The 15,979-nt window shown below is 47.3% G+C and carries 18 protein-coding genes and 1 riboswitch; of the genes, 12 read left to right on the top strand and 6 right to left on the bottom strand.

Features of this window, described 5'->3' with window-relative positions:
• The first annotated feature begins 94 nt into the window (after nt 1–94).
• Entirely contained in the window at nt 95–1,099 is a 1,005-nt protein-coding gene (locus tag AB1L17_RS29490) for an NAD(P)H-dependent flavin oxidoreductase (RefSeq protein WP_486599055.1), read from the top strand.
• Nucleotides 1,100–1,201: 102 nt separating this feature from the next.
• On the opposite strand, the gene AB1L17_RS29485 is transcribed toward AB1L17_RS29490, so the two are convergent.
• Nucleotides 1,202–1,837 (bottom strand): YktB family protein, encoded by a 636-nt coding sequence (locus tag AB1L17_RS29485; RefSeq protein WP_412848504.1) that lies wholly within the window; start codon nt 1,835–1,837, stop codon nt 1,202–1,204.
• A 234-nt stretch (nt 1,838–2,071) separates the two neighbouring features.
• Here AB1L17_RS29485 and AB1L17_RS29480 point away from each other — a divergent pair, with 234 nt between their 5' ends.
• The 3 genes from AB1L17_RS29480 to AB1L17_RS29470 all read left to right on the top strand — a co-directional run bounded on the left by AB1L17_RS29480 (nt 2,072) and on the right by AB1L17_RS29470 (nt 4,348).
• The gene (locus AB1L17_RS29480) at nt 2,072–2,671 is read left to right on the top strand and encodes a YkzI domain-containing protein (protein WP_412848519.1); all 600 of its coding nucleotides are present in this window, start codon (nt 2,072–2,074) and stop codon (nt 2,669–2,671) included.
• A 227-nt stretch (nt 2,672–2,898) separates the two neighbouring features.
• Complete coding sequence (locus AB1L17_RS29475) at nt 2,899–3,405, top strand: DUF4446 family protein (RefSeq protein ID WP_412848505.1); 507 nt, start codon at nt 2,899–2,901, stop codon at nt 3,403–3,405.
• A 346-nt stretch (nt 3,406–3,751) separates the two neighbouring features.
• Nucleotides 3,752–4,348 (top strand): hypothetical protein, encoded by a 597-nt coding sequence (locus AB1L17_RS29470; RefSeq protein ID WP_412848506.1) that lies wholly within the window; start codon nt 3,752–3,754, stop codon nt 4,346–4,348.
• A gap of 111 nt (nt 4,349–4,459) precedes the next feature.
• Here the strand turns inward: AB1L17_RS29470 and AB1L17_RS29465 are convergent, their stop codons facing one another.
• Nucleotides 4,460–4,954 (bottom strand): GNAT family N-acetyltransferase, encoded by a 495-nt coding sequence (locus AB1L17_RS29465; RefSeq protein ID WP_412848507.1) that lies wholly within the window; start codon nt 4,952–4,954, stop codon nt 4,460–4,462.
• Nucleotides 4,955–5,285: 331 nt separating this feature from the next.
• Between AB1L17_RS29465 and speD the strand changes: the two genes are divergently transcribed.
• Nucleotides 5,286–5,690 carry an adenosylmethionine decarboxylase gene (gene speD / locus AB1L17_RS29460; protein WP_412848508.1) on the top strand — a complete coding sequence of 135 codons (405 nt, stop codon included), beginning with the start codon at nt 5,286–5,288 and terminating at the stop codon, nt 5,688–5,690.
• 75 nt (nt 5,691–5,765) lie between these two features.
• Here speD and AB1L17_RS29455 read toward each other — a convergent pair whose 3' ends face one another.
• The gene (locus AB1L17_RS29455; protein ID WP_412848509.1) at nt 5,766–6,353 is read right to left on the bottom strand and encodes a YhcN/YlaJ family sporulation lipoprotein; all 588 of its coding nucleotides are present in this window, start codon (nt 6,351–6,353) and stop codon (nt 5,766–5,768) included.
• A gap of 139 nt (nt 6,354–6,492) precedes the next feature.
• Here AB1L17_RS29455 and typA point away from each other — a divergent pair, with 139 nt between their 5' ends.
• A complete protein-coding gene (typA, locus tag AB1L17_RS29450) occupies nt 6,493–8,334 on the top strand; it encodes a translational GTPase TypA (protein ID WP_412848510.1) in 1,842 nt (613 codons plus the stop codon).
• A 228-nt stretch (nt 8,335–8,562) separates the two neighbouring features.
• Here typA and AB1L17_RS29445 read toward each other — a convergent pair whose 3' ends face one another.
• Entirely contained in the window at nt 8,563–9,036 is a 474-nt protein-coding gene (locus AB1L17_RS29445) for a glutathione peroxidase (RefSeq protein ID WP_412848511.1), read from the bottom strand.
• 232 nt (nt 9,037–9,268) lie between these two features.
• Between AB1L17_RS29445 and AB1L17_RS29440 the strand changes: the two genes are divergently transcribed.
• The 3 genes from AB1L17_RS29440 (at nt 9,269) to AB1L17_RS29430 (ending at nt 11,504) form a co-directional block, all read left to right on the top strand.
• Nucleotides 9,269–9,595 carry a YlaH-like family protein gene (locus AB1L17_RS29440; RefSeq protein ID WP_412848512.1) on the top strand — a complete coding sequence of 109 codons (327 nt, stop codon included), beginning with the start codon at nt 9,269–9,271 and terminating at the stop codon, nt 9,593–9,595.
• A 10-nt stretch (nt 9,596–9,605) separates the two neighbouring features.
• Complete coding sequence (locus AB1L17_RS29435) at nt 9,606–9,881, top strand: hypothetical protein (protein WP_412848513.1); 276 nt, start codon at nt 9,606–9,608, stop codon at nt 9,879–9,881.
• A gap of 189 nt (nt 9,882–10,070) precedes the next feature.
• The gene (locus tag AB1L17_RS29430) at nt 10,071–11,504 is read left to right on the top strand and encodes a hypothetical protein (protein ID WP_412848514.1); all 1,434 of its coding nucleotides are present in this window, start codon (nt 10,071–10,073) and stop codon (nt 11,502–11,504) included.
• Nucleotides 11,505–11,513: 9 nt separating this feature from the next.
• On the opposite strand, the gene AB1L17_RS29425 is transcribed toward AB1L17_RS29430, so the two are convergent.
• Nucleotides 11,514–11,825, bottom strand: coding sequence for a DUF5665 domain-containing protein (locus AB1L17_RS29425; RefSeq protein ID WP_412848520.1), 312 nt, complete (start codon nt 11,823–11,825; stop codon nt 11,514–11,516).
• Nucleotides 11,826–11,993: 168 nt separating this feature from the next.
• Between AB1L17_RS29425 and AB1L17_RS29420 the strand changes: the two genes are divergently transcribed.
• The 3 genes from AB1L17_RS29420 (at nt 11,994) to AB1L17_RS29410 (ending at nt 15,088) form a co-directional block, all read left to right on the top strand.
• Nucleotides 11,994–12,452 carry a pyridoxamine 5'-phosphate oxidase family protein gene (locus AB1L17_RS29420; protein ID WP_412848515.1) on the top strand — a complete coding sequence of 153 codons (459 nt, stop codon included), beginning with the start codon at nt 11,994–11,996 and terminating at the stop codon, nt 12,450–12,452.
• A gap of 72 nt (nt 12,453–12,524) precedes the next feature.
• Nucleotides 12,525–12,646, top strand: a riboswitch (SAM riboswitch).
• A 94-nt stretch (nt 12,647–12,740) separates the two neighbouring features.
• A complete protein-coding gene (locus tag AB1L17_RS29415; RefSeq protein ID WP_412848516.1) occupies nt 12,741–13,904 on the top strand; it encodes an aminotransferase class I/II-fold pyridoxal phosphate-dependent enzyme in 1,164 nt (387 codons plus the stop codon).
• Nucleotides 13,901–15,088: a trans-sulfuration enzyme family protein gene (locus AB1L17_RS29410; protein ID WP_412848517.1), complete on the top strand. Its 1,188-nt coding sequence runs from the start codon at nt 13,901–13,903 to the stop codon at nt 15,086–15,088. The genes AB1L17_RS29415 and AB1L17_RS29410 overlap by 4 nt, the downstream gene beginning before the upstream one ends.
• Before the next feature lie 23 nt (nt 15,089–15,111).
• Here AB1L17_RS29410 and AB1L17_RS29405 read toward each other — a convergent pair whose 3' ends face one another.
• Nucleotides 15,112–15,711 (bottom strand): YhcN/YlaJ family sporulation lipoprotein, encoded by a 600-nt coding sequence (locus AB1L17_RS29405; protein WP_412848518.1) that lies wholly within the window; start codon nt 15,709–15,711, stop codon nt 15,112–15,114.
• Nucleotides 15,712–15,979 lie beyond the last annotated feature (268 nt).

The following is a 15,979-nucleotide window of genomic DNA, read 5'->3' as shown; positions in this document are numbered from 1 at the left end:
AATATAAGGGGGAAAAAGAAACAAATTGAGTATAGCAAAATAGGGGGGGAAAGCAAGCGAATTTTTATTCATGATCACGAGTAGTGGCAGGAGTTTGGCCTGTAAGGCGAGAAGGTCATTTAAACGGGGTGATAAAAGGATGAAAACAAGAGTAACGGAACTACTTCAAATTAAATATCCGGTAGTCCAAGGCGGGTTGGCTTATTTAGCGTACGCAGACTTGGCTGCTGCGGTGTCAAATGCCGGAGGACTTGGACAAATTACAGCCATGTCCTTGCCATCCGCTGAGGCACTGCGGGAGGAGATTCGTAAGGTTCGCATGTTGACGAATCAACCATTTGGTGTAAATTTTGCCATTGGACAACATGGTCGGCCCTATGAAGAAATTTTGGATGTGGCGATTGAAGAAGGAGTTGCGGCTATATCTGTAACAGGAGGCAATCCAGAGCCGCTGCTGCGCAGACTCGATGGTCATCCCATCAAAAAGCTCGTATTGGTCGCTTCGGCCCGTCAAGCGCAAAAAGCAGAGTCGATTGGCGCAGATGCTGTCATGGCTGTCGGTCAGGAAGGTGGAGGACACCTGGGTCGGGATGATATCGGGACGTTTGTTCTGATTCCGCGTGTAGTGGATTCTGTGAAAATTCCGGTACTGGCCAGCGGTGGTATCGGTGATGGCCGGGGCATTTTGGCAGCGCTTGCACTTGGCGCAGAAGGTGTGGAGATGGGGACTCGCTTTATTGCGACACAAGAGTGTGTTCATGCACATTCTGCTTATAAAGAGGCGCTGGTTGCAGGAACTGAGCACGATACGGCAGTCATCAAACGCACATTGGGTACACCTGCCAGGGTCGTTCGTACACCAGGCTCTGATCACATCCTCCAAATGGAAAAAGAAGGAGCAGGCTACGACCAATTAAAGAGCTTCATCAGTGGAGAGAACAATTGCACATTTATTTATGAAGGCGACAGTCAGCATGGTTTTGGTTGGGCTGGACAGGTTATCGGCTTGATTCAAGATGTACCAAGTGTCCAACAATTGTTTGATCGCATGTTTAGCGATGTGAACAAATCCTTGGATCGACTGCAGTCTTTGTCATAAAAAATACGGTTGTATTCACACAAAAGAACAGGCCTGCGTTTTTCAAATGAAAGCGGACCTGTTCTTTTGCATATATCTTAATTATCTCCATCGGGAGGCGGTTTATCCACGAGAGTTACCTAACGTGTAGAGCTTAGCCAAAACGCCAAATGTGTCTTCTAGACGACTCGTCAAGGCTTCAGCATCAGCAAGGACGGGATCATGACGGTCAATGGTAATTCCACAGAGCAGCTCCGCTTTTTTTACCTGACCTAACCTGTCTACCAGCTTTTTCACACCAGATGTGCCTAGCTCTTTTTGAGAAGTACTTTTTGGCTGCATATGATCAGGCGACCAATGAAAATGCTCCGGAACCATCTCGATGACCTCATCTAGACGCTTGTTAAACGCATTGCTGATGACCTCTTTGGCAGGAGACTCATAAATGACCGCGTACCAAACGAATAAGTGTGTTCCCCACAAGCCGATTTGAAAATGCGGATGCTTTTTGTAACCGCGCTTATCATTAGCCCAGGCGACCCACGTATCTGCTGGAGGGTTCACCGTTCGGCGTGCATGCTTTGCAATGTGCGTAAACATTTCATCCCCAGTAGCTACGGAGAGGAAGGGCGCAAAGTGTTGACTGAGTGCTTCGAATTTGGGACGGATATTGGTTTTGATCGCGTCCATCCGAGCATCCAATCCATCAATGGCGAAAACATCAAAATCTTCTTGACGAAAGCCTGGAAACGTTGCCATGTAACAAACACCTCATTTTAAACATCATCGAACGCTACCTGTAAAGAAAAGGGCGATCGTCCCCGTCAAGGGAGCTTGGAATCCTCCATATGATATCATACCATCCAGGAAAAAAATACATGCCGAGTTTATGAATAGCAAAACCAAAGCCTGAATAATATGATATACCACTCACTCCCTTACGGCGAAAATGATATCAGAGTATTCTGTCAAAGGGGAGGGCCCTTCTGAATGATGAATCTCGGCATGGAGTTGGAGTATTATCATCTGGCAGTTTGGTTTGACCGCAAAACATTGCACGCGATGGTGCAGGCCCTGGTGGAAGCAGGGGTGAGCGTCACGTGGAAAGAATCTCCCGAGCAGTTTCACCTCCTCGTGAACACCACAGACGGCCGATCCGACTGGAAAATGCAGCGTTTAAACGGGTCTTATAAGCTGCACATTGCAGGCATTCCTGTCAATGATTCTCGGGTGGCACTCGTACTGTACCACTTCGTAGAGCGGGCAAAAGGGCATGCCATGATCAAGGTCACTTTTGAAGAGTGCGTCTTGCTGAAGCAAATCCAGTACGGCGAAGTCGTCAGAATAGTGGAATTAAAAGGAGCTGAGAAAAAAGTGATCTATGAAAAATTTTGCAATGTAACGATGGATCAGGTAATCGCCGCGATGAAACGACGTGACTCGGAAGAACGTATCCCGGTCTTGCGTCTGGAGTTGGATTATGAATTGGCAACACTGTATGATGCGATGCAAGCAAAAGACCAAACTCAAATGAAGCAGTCCACAGAGCGATTAAAACAGCTTCGCCGGGAAATGCTGCTTTTGGAAGCGTAGGCAGACTGGAGGATAGCCAAAGGACGATGAGTTTGACACAAACGTATATGGAATGAAAAAGCGACATCTCAAACTAATGAGGGTGTCGCTTTTTTTGGTCTGGTAGTCGCTATTTTCGTAATTCTTGTTTTTGTAAAAGACTTGTTTGAATGGGAGGCCAAGCGGTTGTACAATAAAGAAGGTTTTTAACAGCATATTTACGCACGCGCCGGAAAGGAAGAAAAGTTTTGGAAGCATTCCTATCACAAATCCCCAATGTAGCGTTCCTGCTTTTAGCCGTTATCGCATTGACACTGATCCTGATATGGGTCGTGATCATGCAGTCCGTCCGGATTAGTCGATTGAGGAAATCGATTAATCGGATCATGACAGGGACAGGAGGAGCCAACCTCGAGGAGGGCTTGCACAGACTGCTGAATCAAGTAGATGAAATGAAAAAGCAGCATAGCGATCAGCAGTTTGCCATCAATCGTCTGTCGCAACGAATGGCTGCGCAAAGCGGCAAAGTAGCGATTATCCGCTACAATGCCTTCGGGGATGTCGGCAGTGATCTTAGCTTTTCGCTGGCGATAACGGATGACGCTGGAAACGGCGTAGTGGTCACCAGCATTTTTGGACGAGAAGAATCTCGCGTGTACGCCAAGCCACTGGAGCAAGGGACATCGAGCTACCATCTGTCTGAAGAAGAACTGGCTGCGATCAAAAAAGCGATGACCTCAACGGTAGGGATATAAGTCACTGTGAATTTCGTTGAAACAGCAAGAATTTGAATGAATCAGGGAGTTCTTTTCGTTTCCCTGCGGCTGATTGCGGATATTCCGGTTTTTTGCTAAAATTTATCGCCATTTAGCTCAAGACTTTTGAGGGCACCTGAGGTATAATAAAGATGTCAAAAATGGCTTTTTTGCGAAAAACAAAAAGTAGGTGATCCGCCTTCATTACCCAAATCGATTTTCGATTCGCGGGGCAAGGCCAGGTTCTACAGCGTTCTTTTGTTGACACTTAGCGTATCTCCTCAGATTTGGATAACTGTTCGGTCGTACCCGACCCATGCAAACCAAAAGAATTGAGGAGATATTTATGGCACAGCGTTTAGCAACTAATTACGCCAAGGCCTATTTCACGGTGAATGAAGAAGAGCTGAACCAGTTCGTTTCGCTTTTCACCAATGAACACATTTCAGTCCAAGTCAAAGTGTGTGACAATGGCGATCGTGACGTAATCTTGAATGACAATAACGGTGAAATTCAATTGAGCTTTTGTCGTGTTGGCAGCCGCTACTCATGCGACAGCTCGTATCTGATCCGAGATCGACAGCTGGCAAATGCCATGAGAAAAGCAATGAAAACGTTCCGAGGCTATGGAATTGTCCACCGGATTTATGACGGCTTCACTATGGTGTATCACTACGATCAAGGATCGGTCGTGAGCATCCAGGAGCTAACCGGAGACGAAGAAGTGTCCATCTTTGAAAATAACTCTCTGCACATAGCCAATGAGCTGGAGGCTTTGTTCCAGCAGGATGGCAGCGAGCAAGAGATTGAGTCCTTACGTCAAGAAACGGACCGATGGCTGGATTTGCGTAATTGGGCAAAGAGCAATGCCCCACAGAAACTTCCAGCAATTGATGTTCGATTAAGAGCGTTATCGCAGCGTCTATTTGAATTAGAAGTTTAGTGAGAAAGGGTGCCTGGGGCGCCCTTTTTTATGTATGTGATCACACAGCGAATAACAAAAAGCGGGTTTCCTCCAACAAGAGGTGCCCGCTTTTTCTTTTTGCCCTTCAAATTAGCGCAAATGTAATGGTTTGCTCATATTGTACCAAATAGCTCCAGCGTGATCTGAGCTGGAAACCCCGTTGTTGAGGTAATCATGACTTTCATAGTAGCCGATCAAATTTTCCTTACACGTAAGCGTGATCGTCTCGCGACCTGCCACTTTTGCAGATGCTTCCAGGTGTGCGAGGAGCATGGAGGCAATGCCGCGTTTTTGAAAAGAGGGAGAAACCGCTAATCCTAAGATGGTTTGATGCCCGCCCGATACCGGATTTTTATTAATTTCTTGAAACAAATCATCCGTAATGAAGGGGGATTCGATAACGGGTCCATTCACCAACCCCGCAATGACACCATCCTCTTCCGCTACAAAAAAACTGTCTGGAATCAATCGAATGCGTTTCTCAAATGCTTCCTGTGTCGCAGCCTCTTCTGGTGAAAAGCAAAGCTGCTCGATGGCGATCAGTGCTGGCAAATCTTCTGCTTTCGCATTGCGGATAGTGATCATGTGTTCCGATCCTCTCTATATCTTGTTTGTTCCTTTTTCAAAAAGTTTAGAACCTTAACTATTTGATGTCAACGAGAGCGACTTGTAACAAGAGGGTGTCTTCATTCTGTCGAGCAATTGATCAATTCATTTTTATAGTTCTTGTTTAATCTTGAAAAAGGGTATTGTCAAACTAGGCCGATGCATGGTATTGTTGTTTTCGTTGGAAACAGGATTAGGAACCAGGATTCACTTTAAAGGGTGGATAACAACGGAAACCGCCCCCGTTAGTGAATGACGCAGGTCCTAGCGATGTTTAACATTACACTCGTTAGGAAGGGGGAACCGAAAGATGGAATATTCGACTTTCGGAAGACACGTTGCTGTTGACACATGGGGAGTTCAGTTTGATTTGTTGAACGACGCAGAATTTTTGAAAAAGGAAATGATTGAGGCTGCTGAGGCATGCGGTGCTACGGTACTGAGTGTGCAAGCGAAGCAGTTTTCTCCTCAGGGTGCTACCGTACTGGTTCTTCTCTCGGAAAGCCACCTGTCCATTCATACGTATCCTGAGCGTGGCTTTGCTGCTCTGGATTGCTACACGTGTGGGGAAACCGTTGATCCGCAAATTGCCATCGACTACTTGGTGTCCGTGCTGAAGCCGGAAAAAACTTACGCGAAGAAATTGGTTCGTGGTTTGGGTGAACTGCAAGTTGTTGAGCCAGAAATGAAACTGGCAGAAGTGGCAAGCAAGTAACAAATGGAAAAGTTTTCAAGAGGTGCGGGATGAATCCGCACCTCTTTTATATGGAGCTCCGACTAATTTTTGTCATCAAGGAGTTACAGAAGGAATTTTACGGCTAAGATCATTGAGCAGAGCACGAAATTCCGTTGATGCATTTGTCATCTGGTTTGATCTAGTCCGCTGCGTCGCTTCTTCATAAATATCCGAACGAATGGCGCGGAGCCGATCAAATGTACCTGCGTCGGAGGCTACTTTGATGGAGAAGTTGGGAACACGAGAGCGAGCGGCCGCATGAACCTGCTGTTCAATGACGCGCACTTGCTCAGGGGCAAAATTGTTTCGAACTCGAATGCCGATGATTGCGTCATTGCCACTCACGAGGGAGACAGCTCGCTCTACACCAGGTACGTCATCAGCGGCCTTGGTGAGCTGCTCGGCCAAATCTTGGTGAAAATCATTGATCGTGTAGCTGTTTTGATAATTGCGGGTTTTGATTCCACCAGTGTAGGCATGATAATCATGAGCGAGGCTTGTCCTGGCACCTGGGGCTTGATGATAGGTGGTACTTTGTGTCTGCGCTTGGTTTTTCGTATTGTTGCTCGAGCTTGCACATCCGGTCATAATGGTTGCAACAATGACCAAGCCAGCCAAAACAATCTGTCCGTTCAGTTTCATACGTATGCCACCTCCATTTCCTTTAGTATGACGGAAATAAAATCCTTTACTCAGGAAGTGGCTCCCGTAAAAAACTGCCCATTGTGCCGCGTTTCACTACCTGTTAATATGGAAGGTATGCATAATAGAGGAGGTTCACATGAAGCGTCTTGACATACGCAACATTGCAATTATTGCCCACGTTGACCACGGTAAAACGACTCTGGTTGACAAACTTTTGATCCAATCGGGCACATTCCGCTCTAACCAACAGGTAGAGGAGAGAATGATGGACTCCAATGACCTGGAGCGCGAGCGTGGAATTACGATCCTGGCGAAAACTACGTCCGTACAATACAATGAATTCACCATCAATATCTTGGATACACCGGGCCATGCTGACTTCGGCGGCGAGGTTGAGCGTATCATGAGCATGGTGGATGGCGTTCTTTTGATCGTCGATGCATTCGAAGGCTGTATGCCACAAACACGCTTTGTATTGAAAAAAGCGCTGGAAGCAAAAGTTACCCCAATCGTTGTCGTGAACAAAGTAGACCGCGACAATGCACGTCCTCAAGAAGTTATCAACGAAGTGTATGACCTGTTCATTGATCTGGATGCGACGGAAGACCAATTGGAATTCCCAATCGTGTATGCTTCCGGTCTGCAAGGAATTGCCGGACATGAGCCAGATAAACTGGAAGGCGACCTTCGCCCACTGTTTGACACCATCATCGAGCATATGCCTGCTCCTGACGCAGACGAATCTGCTCCGCTCCAAATGCAAGTAACCATGCTGGATTACAACGACTTTTTGGGTCGTATCGGGATTGGCCGTATCTATCGCGGAACCATGAACGTGAATGATATGGTATCTGTTACCACTCGCGAAGGCGAAGTGAAAAAAGCACGGATTCAAAAGCTGTTCGGTTTCTCCGGTCTGCAACGTGTTGAGCAAAAAACAGCGAGAGCAGGAGACATCGTAGCGATTTCAGGTATTGACGATATCAACGTAGGGGAAACGGTTTGCCACATTGACCATCCAGAGGCATTGCCATTGCTGAAAATTGATGAGCCAACGCTGCAAATGACGTTCTTGGTGAACAATAGCCCGTTTGCTGGTCGCGAAGGTAAGCACGTTACTTCTCGCAAGCTGCGCGATCGTCTGATGGCTGAGCTTGAGACAGATGTATCTCTGCGTGTAGATGAAACTGATTCGCCAGATGCGTATGTTGTTTCTGGACGTGGTGAATTGCACCTGTCCATTCTGGTAGAGAACATGCGTCGTGAAGGCTTTGAGCTGGGTGTGTCCAAGCCAGAGGTTATCATTCGTATGATCGATGGACAAAAAATGGAACCGGCTGAGCTGTTGATTATTGATGTGCCTGAGGAATATACAGGGGCTGTTATGGAGACGTTGGGTCAACGTAAAGCCGAGATGGTGAACATGATCAACAACGGCTTCGGACAAGTTCGTCTGGAATTCATCATTCCATCCCGCGGTCTGATCGGATACCGTACAGAGTTCTTGACGATCACACGCGGCTACGGCATTCTCAACCACTCCTTCGACAGCTATCGTCCGCTTGTTCAAGGAGCGGTAGGTGGACGTCACGCTGGGGTGCTCATTTCCCATGAAACGGGTACAGCAACCACTTACGGCTTGATGTCTGTAGAAGATCGCGGAACGATGTTCATCCAGCCAGGTACAGAAGTATACGAAGGAATGATCGTGGGTGAGCATAACCGCGACAACGATCTGACCGTAAACGTATGTAAAGAAAAGCATGCGACTAACGTACGTTCTGCAACCAAGGATGAGACAGTTAAAATGAAGGCTCCTCGCATGCTATCTTTGGAAGAGGCGCTGGAATATCTGAACGATGATGAGTTGTGCGAAGTAACTCCTCAATCCGTTCGTCTGCGCAAAAAATATCTGAACAAATCAGATCGTGAGCGCTATGAGAAGCAAAAACGTTGGGAAGCACAACCGCAAGCATAAGCATGAAATGTGGAACGCCACTTTATCCTGTTAGGGGATGAAGTGGCGTTTTTTCGTTCTATTGATTTGTTATGTCAATCTGGAAAGGGGCTTTATCCCATGTGACAGCGGGGATGAGTCCAACTGACGCCAAGCGTGTACGAGAATGGATCATCCCGGTATCCTAACGCAAAAAAAGCTCCTGCACAGCGATTGAGTGTGGGAGCTTTTGTCTTTACATGGTTTCCTTTACAAAAGACTTTCGATATCTGCGACGAGCTCTTCAGGCTGGGTACGGGCGCCGATTCGTTTTACGATTTGGCCGTTTTTATCCACGAGGAATTTCGCGAAGTTCCATTCGATCTCTTGATTTTCTCCGTCTGGGGCATGTTCCTTCAAGTGCTGATACAGCGGATGAGTACCAGGGCCGTTGACATCGATTTTCGCAAACAGGGGGAACGTAACTCCGTAATTTCGATCGCAGAACGCTACGATTTCTTCTTCTGTTCCTGGCTCTTGGCCTGCGAACTGGTTGCAAGGGAAGCCAAGGACTACAAGACCCTTATCCTGATAACGCTCGTACAGCTCCTGAAGACCTTTGTATTGAGGGGTAAGGCCGCATTGGCTGGCGACGTTCACGATTAGCAGTACATGGCCCTTGAAGGCAGCTATTGTTTTTTCTTCACCGGAAATCGTTTTGACGGCAATATCATATAAGCTCATCTTATTCCCACCTTTTTCTACTGACATACCTACATCATAGCATGTACAGCGAAAATCATGCCAGATTCATGGAAGGAGCTGCCGTTTTTTGACACAGAATCCACCACCTGATAAAGTAAGAAGGATAGCGTTTTCTTTAAGGAAAAAGGAATGACTATTCGTTTCATTCCGCCTACGATATGGAATGTGACACGATAGGAGTATCACCGCTTGAAGACAGGAGAGATAAGTGATGGACTGGATACAAATCGCATCAACCTATGTACCAGCTAATCCAGATCAGCTCACGGCATATGACAGCTTTCGCATATGGGCTGATAAATATCGGGCTTGGATTTTGTTTGTGGAATTAATTATCGTTTATTATCTTGGCTTTGCTACCCGTATCCGTATGCCTATATTAAAAAACGTGCTCTTGTACATACTTTTGTTTGCTGGGGCTCTCATTTTCGCTATTTTGGATGTGCAGCTTCCTGTAAAAAGTGCAATGCTGGTAGCGATCGCGATTCTCGTGATTGTGAAGGTGCGGATTAAGCCAGAGCAAACTGGGCGAAAGTGAGGAGAACCTCGTGAAGCGTGAAGATGCACTCTTTAACTGGCTCCAAATTCAAGTAGTTGCGGATGCACGGCCAGAAGATCGCTCTGCTTTGGACACTGCTGCTTTTTTCCTGCAATTGCTGCAAGAGGACCATCTCATCACTGAAATTGGCTATCGCCAGGAAGGTAGTTGGTACGTCCTTGTTGGAACTGCAGATTCGCAACCAATCGAGGCGCGATATCCTGCAGAATCAGTACAATCTTTATTGGCCGCAATTGAGGGTGAACCCAAATTCAATTGCAACTAACGGGATGAAGACTCCCCCTACTTGCCGAGATAGTTCGGAAGTTGGGCGGAGTCTTTTGATTTTGATGGCTTGTCATAGGTAATAAGACTCGGTTTAGTGGAATGTGCAACTTTTGAAAACATCCCACCGTCAGTATGTTAGCCCCAAGCATACAGGGGGATTTTGGCAGATGAGAAGGGGGAACTACCGTTGAAAAAGTATATGACCAAGCCCGTATTAGCAGTGGTTACTGCTGCAGGTATTATTGGCTGTTTAACGCCGATTTTTGCCGATGCAACCTCGATTGCTAGTAGTCCAAGTGCAACGAAGGTAGTCATGAATGACGAAGGAAAGCAAGTCACGCGCTACAATCTGAAAGAGCTGGCCAAAAATGATCCAACCACGTTGAATATGCTGTTGAAACATCAAGCGGATCACTTGTACGTCATTGTAGATGAGATCAAGCTGAATACGAAGCTGCAAACCTATATGGAAGAGAATAAAGAAGAGTGGGAGCGTATTTACAACGAGTACTACAGTGATATCTGGTTGGAAGTGCGTTTGACAGACAATGATGAAGAAATCGTTAGCGTCAGTGCCAAGACTCAAAATAACAAGGTGTACATAAAGGGGATCGTGACTTCAGATGTCACCAAGGTTGTGGTGAAAAAGCCGAATTCTGACATTATCGAAGTCGTTCCAACCAGTGAGCACTCCTTTACGATCAGCTTTGAAGCTCCGGATGCATCCTATGAGCCGTATGTAACTGTGAGTGCATATGAAGGCAGCCAGCTGGTAGATAGTGAAAAGGTAAAGATCGTTCCGAAAACAGACGAAGATAAGGAAATGATCATCCATACCATGTCTGTTTTGGATGCAAAGAAAAAGGAATTAAAAGTAAAAGGAATCGTCAAGCAGGGGGCAGACAAAGTAACAGTCACCTATAATGGCGTGAAAAAAGAGGCAAACGTAAAGAAGCTGTGGGATGGCGTAGGCAGCTTTAGTGTTACATTGAAGGATGTAAAAGCAGCGAAAGATCAAAAAGCCTTGATCGAGGTATACGAGGACGGCAAGAAGGTTGATTCTGACTCCGTTCAAGTAGATATCGTCAATGCTACTGATAAGGATCCAGTCAATGTATATTCCATCAAGGGAACTGCTGTGAATAATCCTGCGACCAAGTCCATTCAACTGAAGGGGACCGTAAGCGGTTGGAATAAAAAGGATGATACCGAGCTGTTTGTCATCGCTCCTGACGGAAAGAAGAAAGAGATTGAACCGAACGACAAAGGCGAGTTTTCCCTGACATTGTCTTACAAAAATCGTTCGTTTAGTGCCAAAACGATTCAATTCCAACTGTTTGAAGACGATAAGCTGGTAAAGAAAGCTGACATGGCATTAAGCACAAAAGTGATTGTCGCGCCTGTGAAACCAACAGACGACGATGAAGACGATGATGATGACGACAAAAAGAAAAAAGAAAAAGGGAAGCATAAGCATCCCAATGGCAACGCATACGGTTATTGGAAAAAGCACGATCAGAAGTGGAATGACGACAGAGATGATGACGATGATGACGACAGAGATGATGACGACAGAGATGACGACGACCGTGACGACGACCGTGACAACGACAGAGATTAATCTCTACGGTTATGGCCGCTGCTTGTAGGTCTCGACGTACTCCACCAGTTGTCGGATGTAATCCCCGATAATCGGGATCGAGAGAAATTGCGTCAATAAAGACCCGAGAAAAGCCAACACGATAGCAGTTCCAATCGTCAAACCCAGACCCCGGGCAAGACCTGCGAGGAAATTGATCCAGAGCAGCTTGCGCGGGGCTGTGTAATTTTGAATCACATCGGCCAGTCGAATATCTTCCAGGAACATCGCAATTTTATGCATCCGCTCATTTACCTTCCGGACTTCCTTAAGCTCTTCAAGGACTTGATCGATTTGCTGCATGAGGCGGTCTGTAGGCGTCAAGATGTCTATCCCCTTCCACGATTCAGTATCTTTACCTACCAGTCTAGGGAAAAAGACAACCAGAATCAAGGAGGGCAGGAAACGTTTGCCTATCCGAATTGCGAAGGGTACAATGAACGTACAAAACGTTTGTTAGGAGGCTTTCAAATGGCTGAAACTGTTTCCCAAACTCTTTCCGAAGAATTGTTCAAGCTCTTGCAAAAGGAGCGATTTGTTACCTTGGGCACAGTAGACCATGAGTCAGGGGCACCATCGCTCAGCTCCCTGTCCTGGACGTTTGCTGCCAGCGCCGATACGATTCGTTTTGCCGTGGATAACCGTTCGCGTATTTTGGCTAATATTGCGAAGGAGCCGCAAGTTGTCCTGCACTTGATCGGTGCCGGCTCATCTTTTGCAATCAATGGTCGTGCTACAGTCAAAGCGGAACGACTAGAAGGTGTCCCACTCAAGCTCGCCATGGCGGAAATCAAAATTGAGGCGGTTCGAGATATTATGTTTTACGGTTCGCGTATCTCGGTAGAGCCCGGGTACGAAAAGACGTATGACAAAAACGCGGCAGCAAAGCTGGACAATCAAGTGATGACTGCCTTGAGAGAGGCAAACTAGCTGGTGAAATAATTGTTGACAACAATCCTGCTGATCCTTTAGTATTAGGGTCAATCAAATTGAATAGCAATCTTCTTATCCAGAGCGGCGGAGGGACTGGCCCGATGATGCCCGGCAACCAATCACCTGTTATTTTCACAGGGAGATAATGGTGCTAATTCCTGCAGAGTTATCAAAACTCTGAAAGATGAGAAGGATTTGCTTACGGCGACGTAAACAAAGCCTTCTTTCAGAGGAAAGGGGGCTTTTTTCATGCCCTCGTACACTATTGGAGGGAGAGAAACATACATGAAATTGGAAACGAAGTTGATTCAGGCAGGAGTAGGCAGAGACGAAAAGACAGGGGCGGTGAGCTTTCCCGTCTACTATGCAACGGCCTATCGCCATCCTGCATTGGGACAGAGTACCGGATACGATTATACACGTACAGCCAATCCTACACGCTCTATCTTGGAGGAAACCATCGCAGAAGCGGAATCAGGGGATGCAGGATTCGCTTGCGCCTCAGGCATGGCTGCTGTTCATACAGTAATGGGCTTGTTTTCCCAAGGGGATCACCTGATCGTTTCACTCGATTTATATGGAGGAACCTATCGGTTGTTTGAGCAAGTGCTCTCGCGCTACGGTCTTACTTTTTCGTACGTCGATTTGCGTGATATTGGCGCACTGAAGGATGCAATTCGTCCCGGAACAAAGGCCATCTTTGTAGAAACACCAACCAATCCCCTCATGCAGATCACTGATATTCGAGAAGTGACTCAATTGGCGAAGCAACACGAGCTCCTTACCATCGTAGATAACACATTCTTAACTCCGTATTGTCAACGCCCATTGGAGCTTGGCGCAGATATCGTGTTACATAGCGCAACGAAATATCTGGCTGGACATAACGATGTGCTGGCAGGGCTCATCGTAACAAAAGGGGCGGAGTTGTCGGAAAAAATCCGGTTTTTGCACAATTCAATCGGTGCTGTCCTCGGACCGCAAGACTGCTGGCTTCTCGTTCGTGGGATGAAGACTTTGGCATTGCGCATGGAGCGTCATCAATCCAATGCCCTGATCGTTGCGCAAAAGCTGCGTGACCATCCGGCAGTGGCGGAGGTATTTTATCCAGGGTTGCAAGAGCATCCTGGACACGAGATTCAGGTGAAACAATCGACTGGGCATAGCGGGATGGTCTCCTTCCGGGTGCGGTCTGCCGAGCAGGTGGGATTATTCCTGCAAAATCTGCAAATTGTATCCTTTGCGGAAAGTCTAGGCGGTGTAGAGTCATTGTGTACTTATCCGGCGACGCAGACTCACGCCGATATCCCGCAAGAAGTAAGGGAATATGTCGGTGTTTGTGATCGATTGCTGCGACTGTCGGTTGGCATCGAGCATCCGGATGACTTAGTGGCTGATTTGTTTCAGGCATTGAATGCCAGTCTGGTCGTAGGGGGGAGCGTACGATGAATTTTGCAACCAAGGTCCTCCACGGTTCCACTTGCATTGATCCGTTCACAGGTGCGTCGTCGGTTCCCATTTATCAGGCTTCCACGTTTCATCAGGCTGATCTGGATCAGCCAGGTACATTTGATTATGCGCGTTCAGGCAATCCGACCAGGCAGGCATTAGAAGAAGCTATTGCATCGTTGGAGGGCGGCGCTCGCGGCTTTGCGTTTTCATCAGGCATGGCTGCCATCTCCAGTGTGTTCATGCTGTTTTCAGCCGGAGATCATGTCGTTGTAGCAGAAGATGTATACGGTGGGACGTTTCGGTTTTTGACCAAGGTATTGTCGAGAATGGGGATTTCGGTTACATTCGTGGATGCGACACAGGCAGAAGCAGTTCGTGCAGCCATTACACCAGCGACGAAAGGGGTTTATCTGGAAACTCCGTCTAACCCCACCTTGAAGGTGACGGATATTGCGGCGGTCTCTCGCATCGCGAAAGAGCATGGCTTGCTCGTCATTGTCGATAATACGTTCCTTACACCGTATTACCAGCGTCCATTGGAGCTTGGTGCAGATGTGGTGATTCATAGTGCAACCAAGTTTATCGGAGGTCATAGCGACGTCGTTGCAGGCTTGGCCGTGACCAGAGACGCTGCGTTAGGGGAGCAGCTCTACTTTATCCAAAATGGCATGGGCGCGATTCTGGGGGTGCAGGACTGTTGGCTTGTCATGCGGGGTCTCAAAACATTGAAAGCCCGACTTGATGTGAGTACAAAGACGGCTGCGAGCTTGGCTGCTTGGCTGTCTACCCATCCGCAGGTCAATCGTGTCTACTATACTGGATTGGTGGATCATCCGGGTCATCTCATTCAAGAACAACAGGCTAGCGGTCATGGAGCCGTTCTTTCTTTCGACGTAGGTAGCCGCGAGCGGGCGAAAGCGTTGTTTGATCGCGTCAAATTACCAATTGTGGCTGTTAGTCTCGGAGCAGTGGAAACGATTCTTTCTTACCCGGCTACCATGTCTCACGCAGCGATGCCGGTAGAGGAACGAGCGGCAAGGGGAATCACAGATGGCTTGATCAGGCTGTCAGCAGGTTTAGAGGATTTGGATGACTTGGTGGCAGATTTGAAGCAAGCGTTGGACAATTTGCCTTCTGAAGCTCCCGTCCATAAACAAAAAGAGGTATTCTCCCGTGCTTAAAGCCGGGGAATACCTCTTTTCTATTAAGGTGTTCCTGTACGATTTGCGTTGATCTTGTTCTGTCCCTGCGGTTCTTTATGCATGCGTTTTTCTTTTACTTGAGCAGGTGTTTCTTCGCGAGGCTGCACACTGCGCGGTAGCTGCGGCATGATCCGACCTACGATATCCGCGAGCTCTTCGCTAATTCCTGAAACAGGATGACCGCGACGAATATCTTCTCCCATTTCCCGTAATCGCTGTACGATGGCAGGGTCAGCGGTTACTACGGCATTCGCCCCTTGGGGATCTGCTTTCAATGCTTCTGCAACCGTATACTTAATTACGCCCACCTCTGGGCGATCCAGATTCGGATCTACTGTAATACCGACAACTGCATATTTGCCCATGACCATAGCAGTCGCGTTCTGTACCCTTTTCACACGTGTTGCCAATTGAACGAGACGATCAGCGGTGGCTTGGGAAGATTGATTATAAGCAGGCTCAGGAGCTGTTTGCTGGACGCGCTGAGTATGAGTGGCATGCTTGGGTTGTTGTTCAGCCTGGTTCGCCGGTGGATTATTGCCCGACATGCATGCTGTAAGCAACAAGCTAAAACCGAGGATCATGATCCGTTTCACAGGCATTCTCCCTTTCCCAGTATTGCCTTCCTTCGTTAGGAGGACAGGGTTACGAGTATTTTGTTCTGGCTTGCCACTTTTCATTCTGCTGATGGGCCGTCTATCTCAGACTGACTGAACATAGACTGTAGTACATCACGTCGCCACACTTTAGCATCCCTCCAAAAATTGCATAGGGTATATAAGAAGGGTAATAGGAGGCGAGATTTTGAAGAAAATCTACGTACTGGACACCAACGTACTCCTGCAAGATCCAAGGGCGATGTTTTCTTTC

Origin of the sequence: Brevibacillus jepli (genome assembly GCF_047229145.1) — a bacterium.
Lineage (GTDB): Bacteria > Bacillota > Bacilli > Brevibacillales > Brevibacillaceae > Brevibacillus.
The sequence above is the reverse complement of the archived record's forward strand: the minus strand, read 5'-3'. Positions and strand labels throughout refer to the sequence as shown.

What these genes read in the sequence shown, in the direction of transcription:
- AB1L17_RS29480 (WP_412848519.1), top strand. Translation starts at nt 2,072, where the DNA reads ATGAATCTCGGCATGGAGTTGGAGTATTATCATCTGGCAGTTTGGTTT.
- AB1L17_RS29425 (WP_412848520.1), bottom strand. Translation starts at nt 11,825, where the DNA reads ATGCAGCAAATCGATCAAGTCCTTGAAGAGCTTAAGGAAGTCCGGAAG.
- speD (WP_412848508.1), top strand. Translation starts at nt 5,286, where the DNA reads ATGGAATATTCGACTTTCGGAAGACACGTTGCTGTTGACACATGGGGA.
- AB1L17_RS29465 (WP_412848507.1), bottom strand. Translation starts at nt 4,954, where the DNA reads ATGATCACTATCCGCAATGCGAAAGCAGAAGATTTGCCAGCACTGATC.
- AB1L17_RS29420 (WP_412848515.1), top strand. Translation starts at nt 11,994, where the DNA reads ATGGCTGAAACTGTTTCCCAAACTCTTTCCGAAGAATTGTTCAAGCTC.
- AB1L17_RS29455 (WP_412848509.1), bottom strand. Translation starts at nt 6,353, where the DNA reads ATGAAACTGAACGGACAGATTGTTTTGGCTGGCTTGGTCATTGTTGCA.
- AB1L17_RS29440 (WP_412848512.1), top strand. Translation starts at nt 9,269, where the DNA reads ATGGACTGGATACAAATCGCATCAACCTATGTACCAGCTAATCCAGAT.
- AB1L17_RS29470 (WP_412848506.1), top strand. Translation starts at nt 3,752, where the DNA reads ATGGCACAGCGTTTAGCAACTAATTACGCCAAGGCCTATTTCACGGTG.
- AB1L17_RS29445 (WP_412848511.1), bottom strand. Translation starts at nt 9,036, where the DNA reads ATGAGCTTATATGATATTGCCGTCAAAACGATTTCCGGTGAAGAAAAA.
- AB1L17_RS29410 (WP_412848517.1), top strand. Translation starts at nt 13,901, where the DNA reads ATGAATTTTGCAACCAAGGTCCTCCACGGTTCCACTTGCATTGATCCG.
- AB1L17_RS29485 (WP_412848504.1), bottom strand. Translation starts at nt 1,837, where the DNA reads ATGGCAACGTTTCCAGGCTTTCGTCAAGAAGATTTTGATGTTTTCGCC.
- AB1L17_RS29405 (WP_412848518.1), bottom strand. Translation starts at nt 15,711, where the DNA reads ATGCCTGTGAAACGGATCATGATCCTCGGTTTTAGCTTGTTGCTTACA.
- typA (WP_412848510.1), top strand. Translation starts at nt 6,493, where the DNA reads ATGAAGCGTCTTGACATACGCAACATTGCAATTATTGCCCACGTTGAC.
- AB1L17_RS29415 (WP_412848516.1), top strand. Translation starts at nt 12,741, where the DNA reads ATGAAATTGGAAACGAAGTTGATTCAGGCAGGAGTAGGCAGAGACGAA.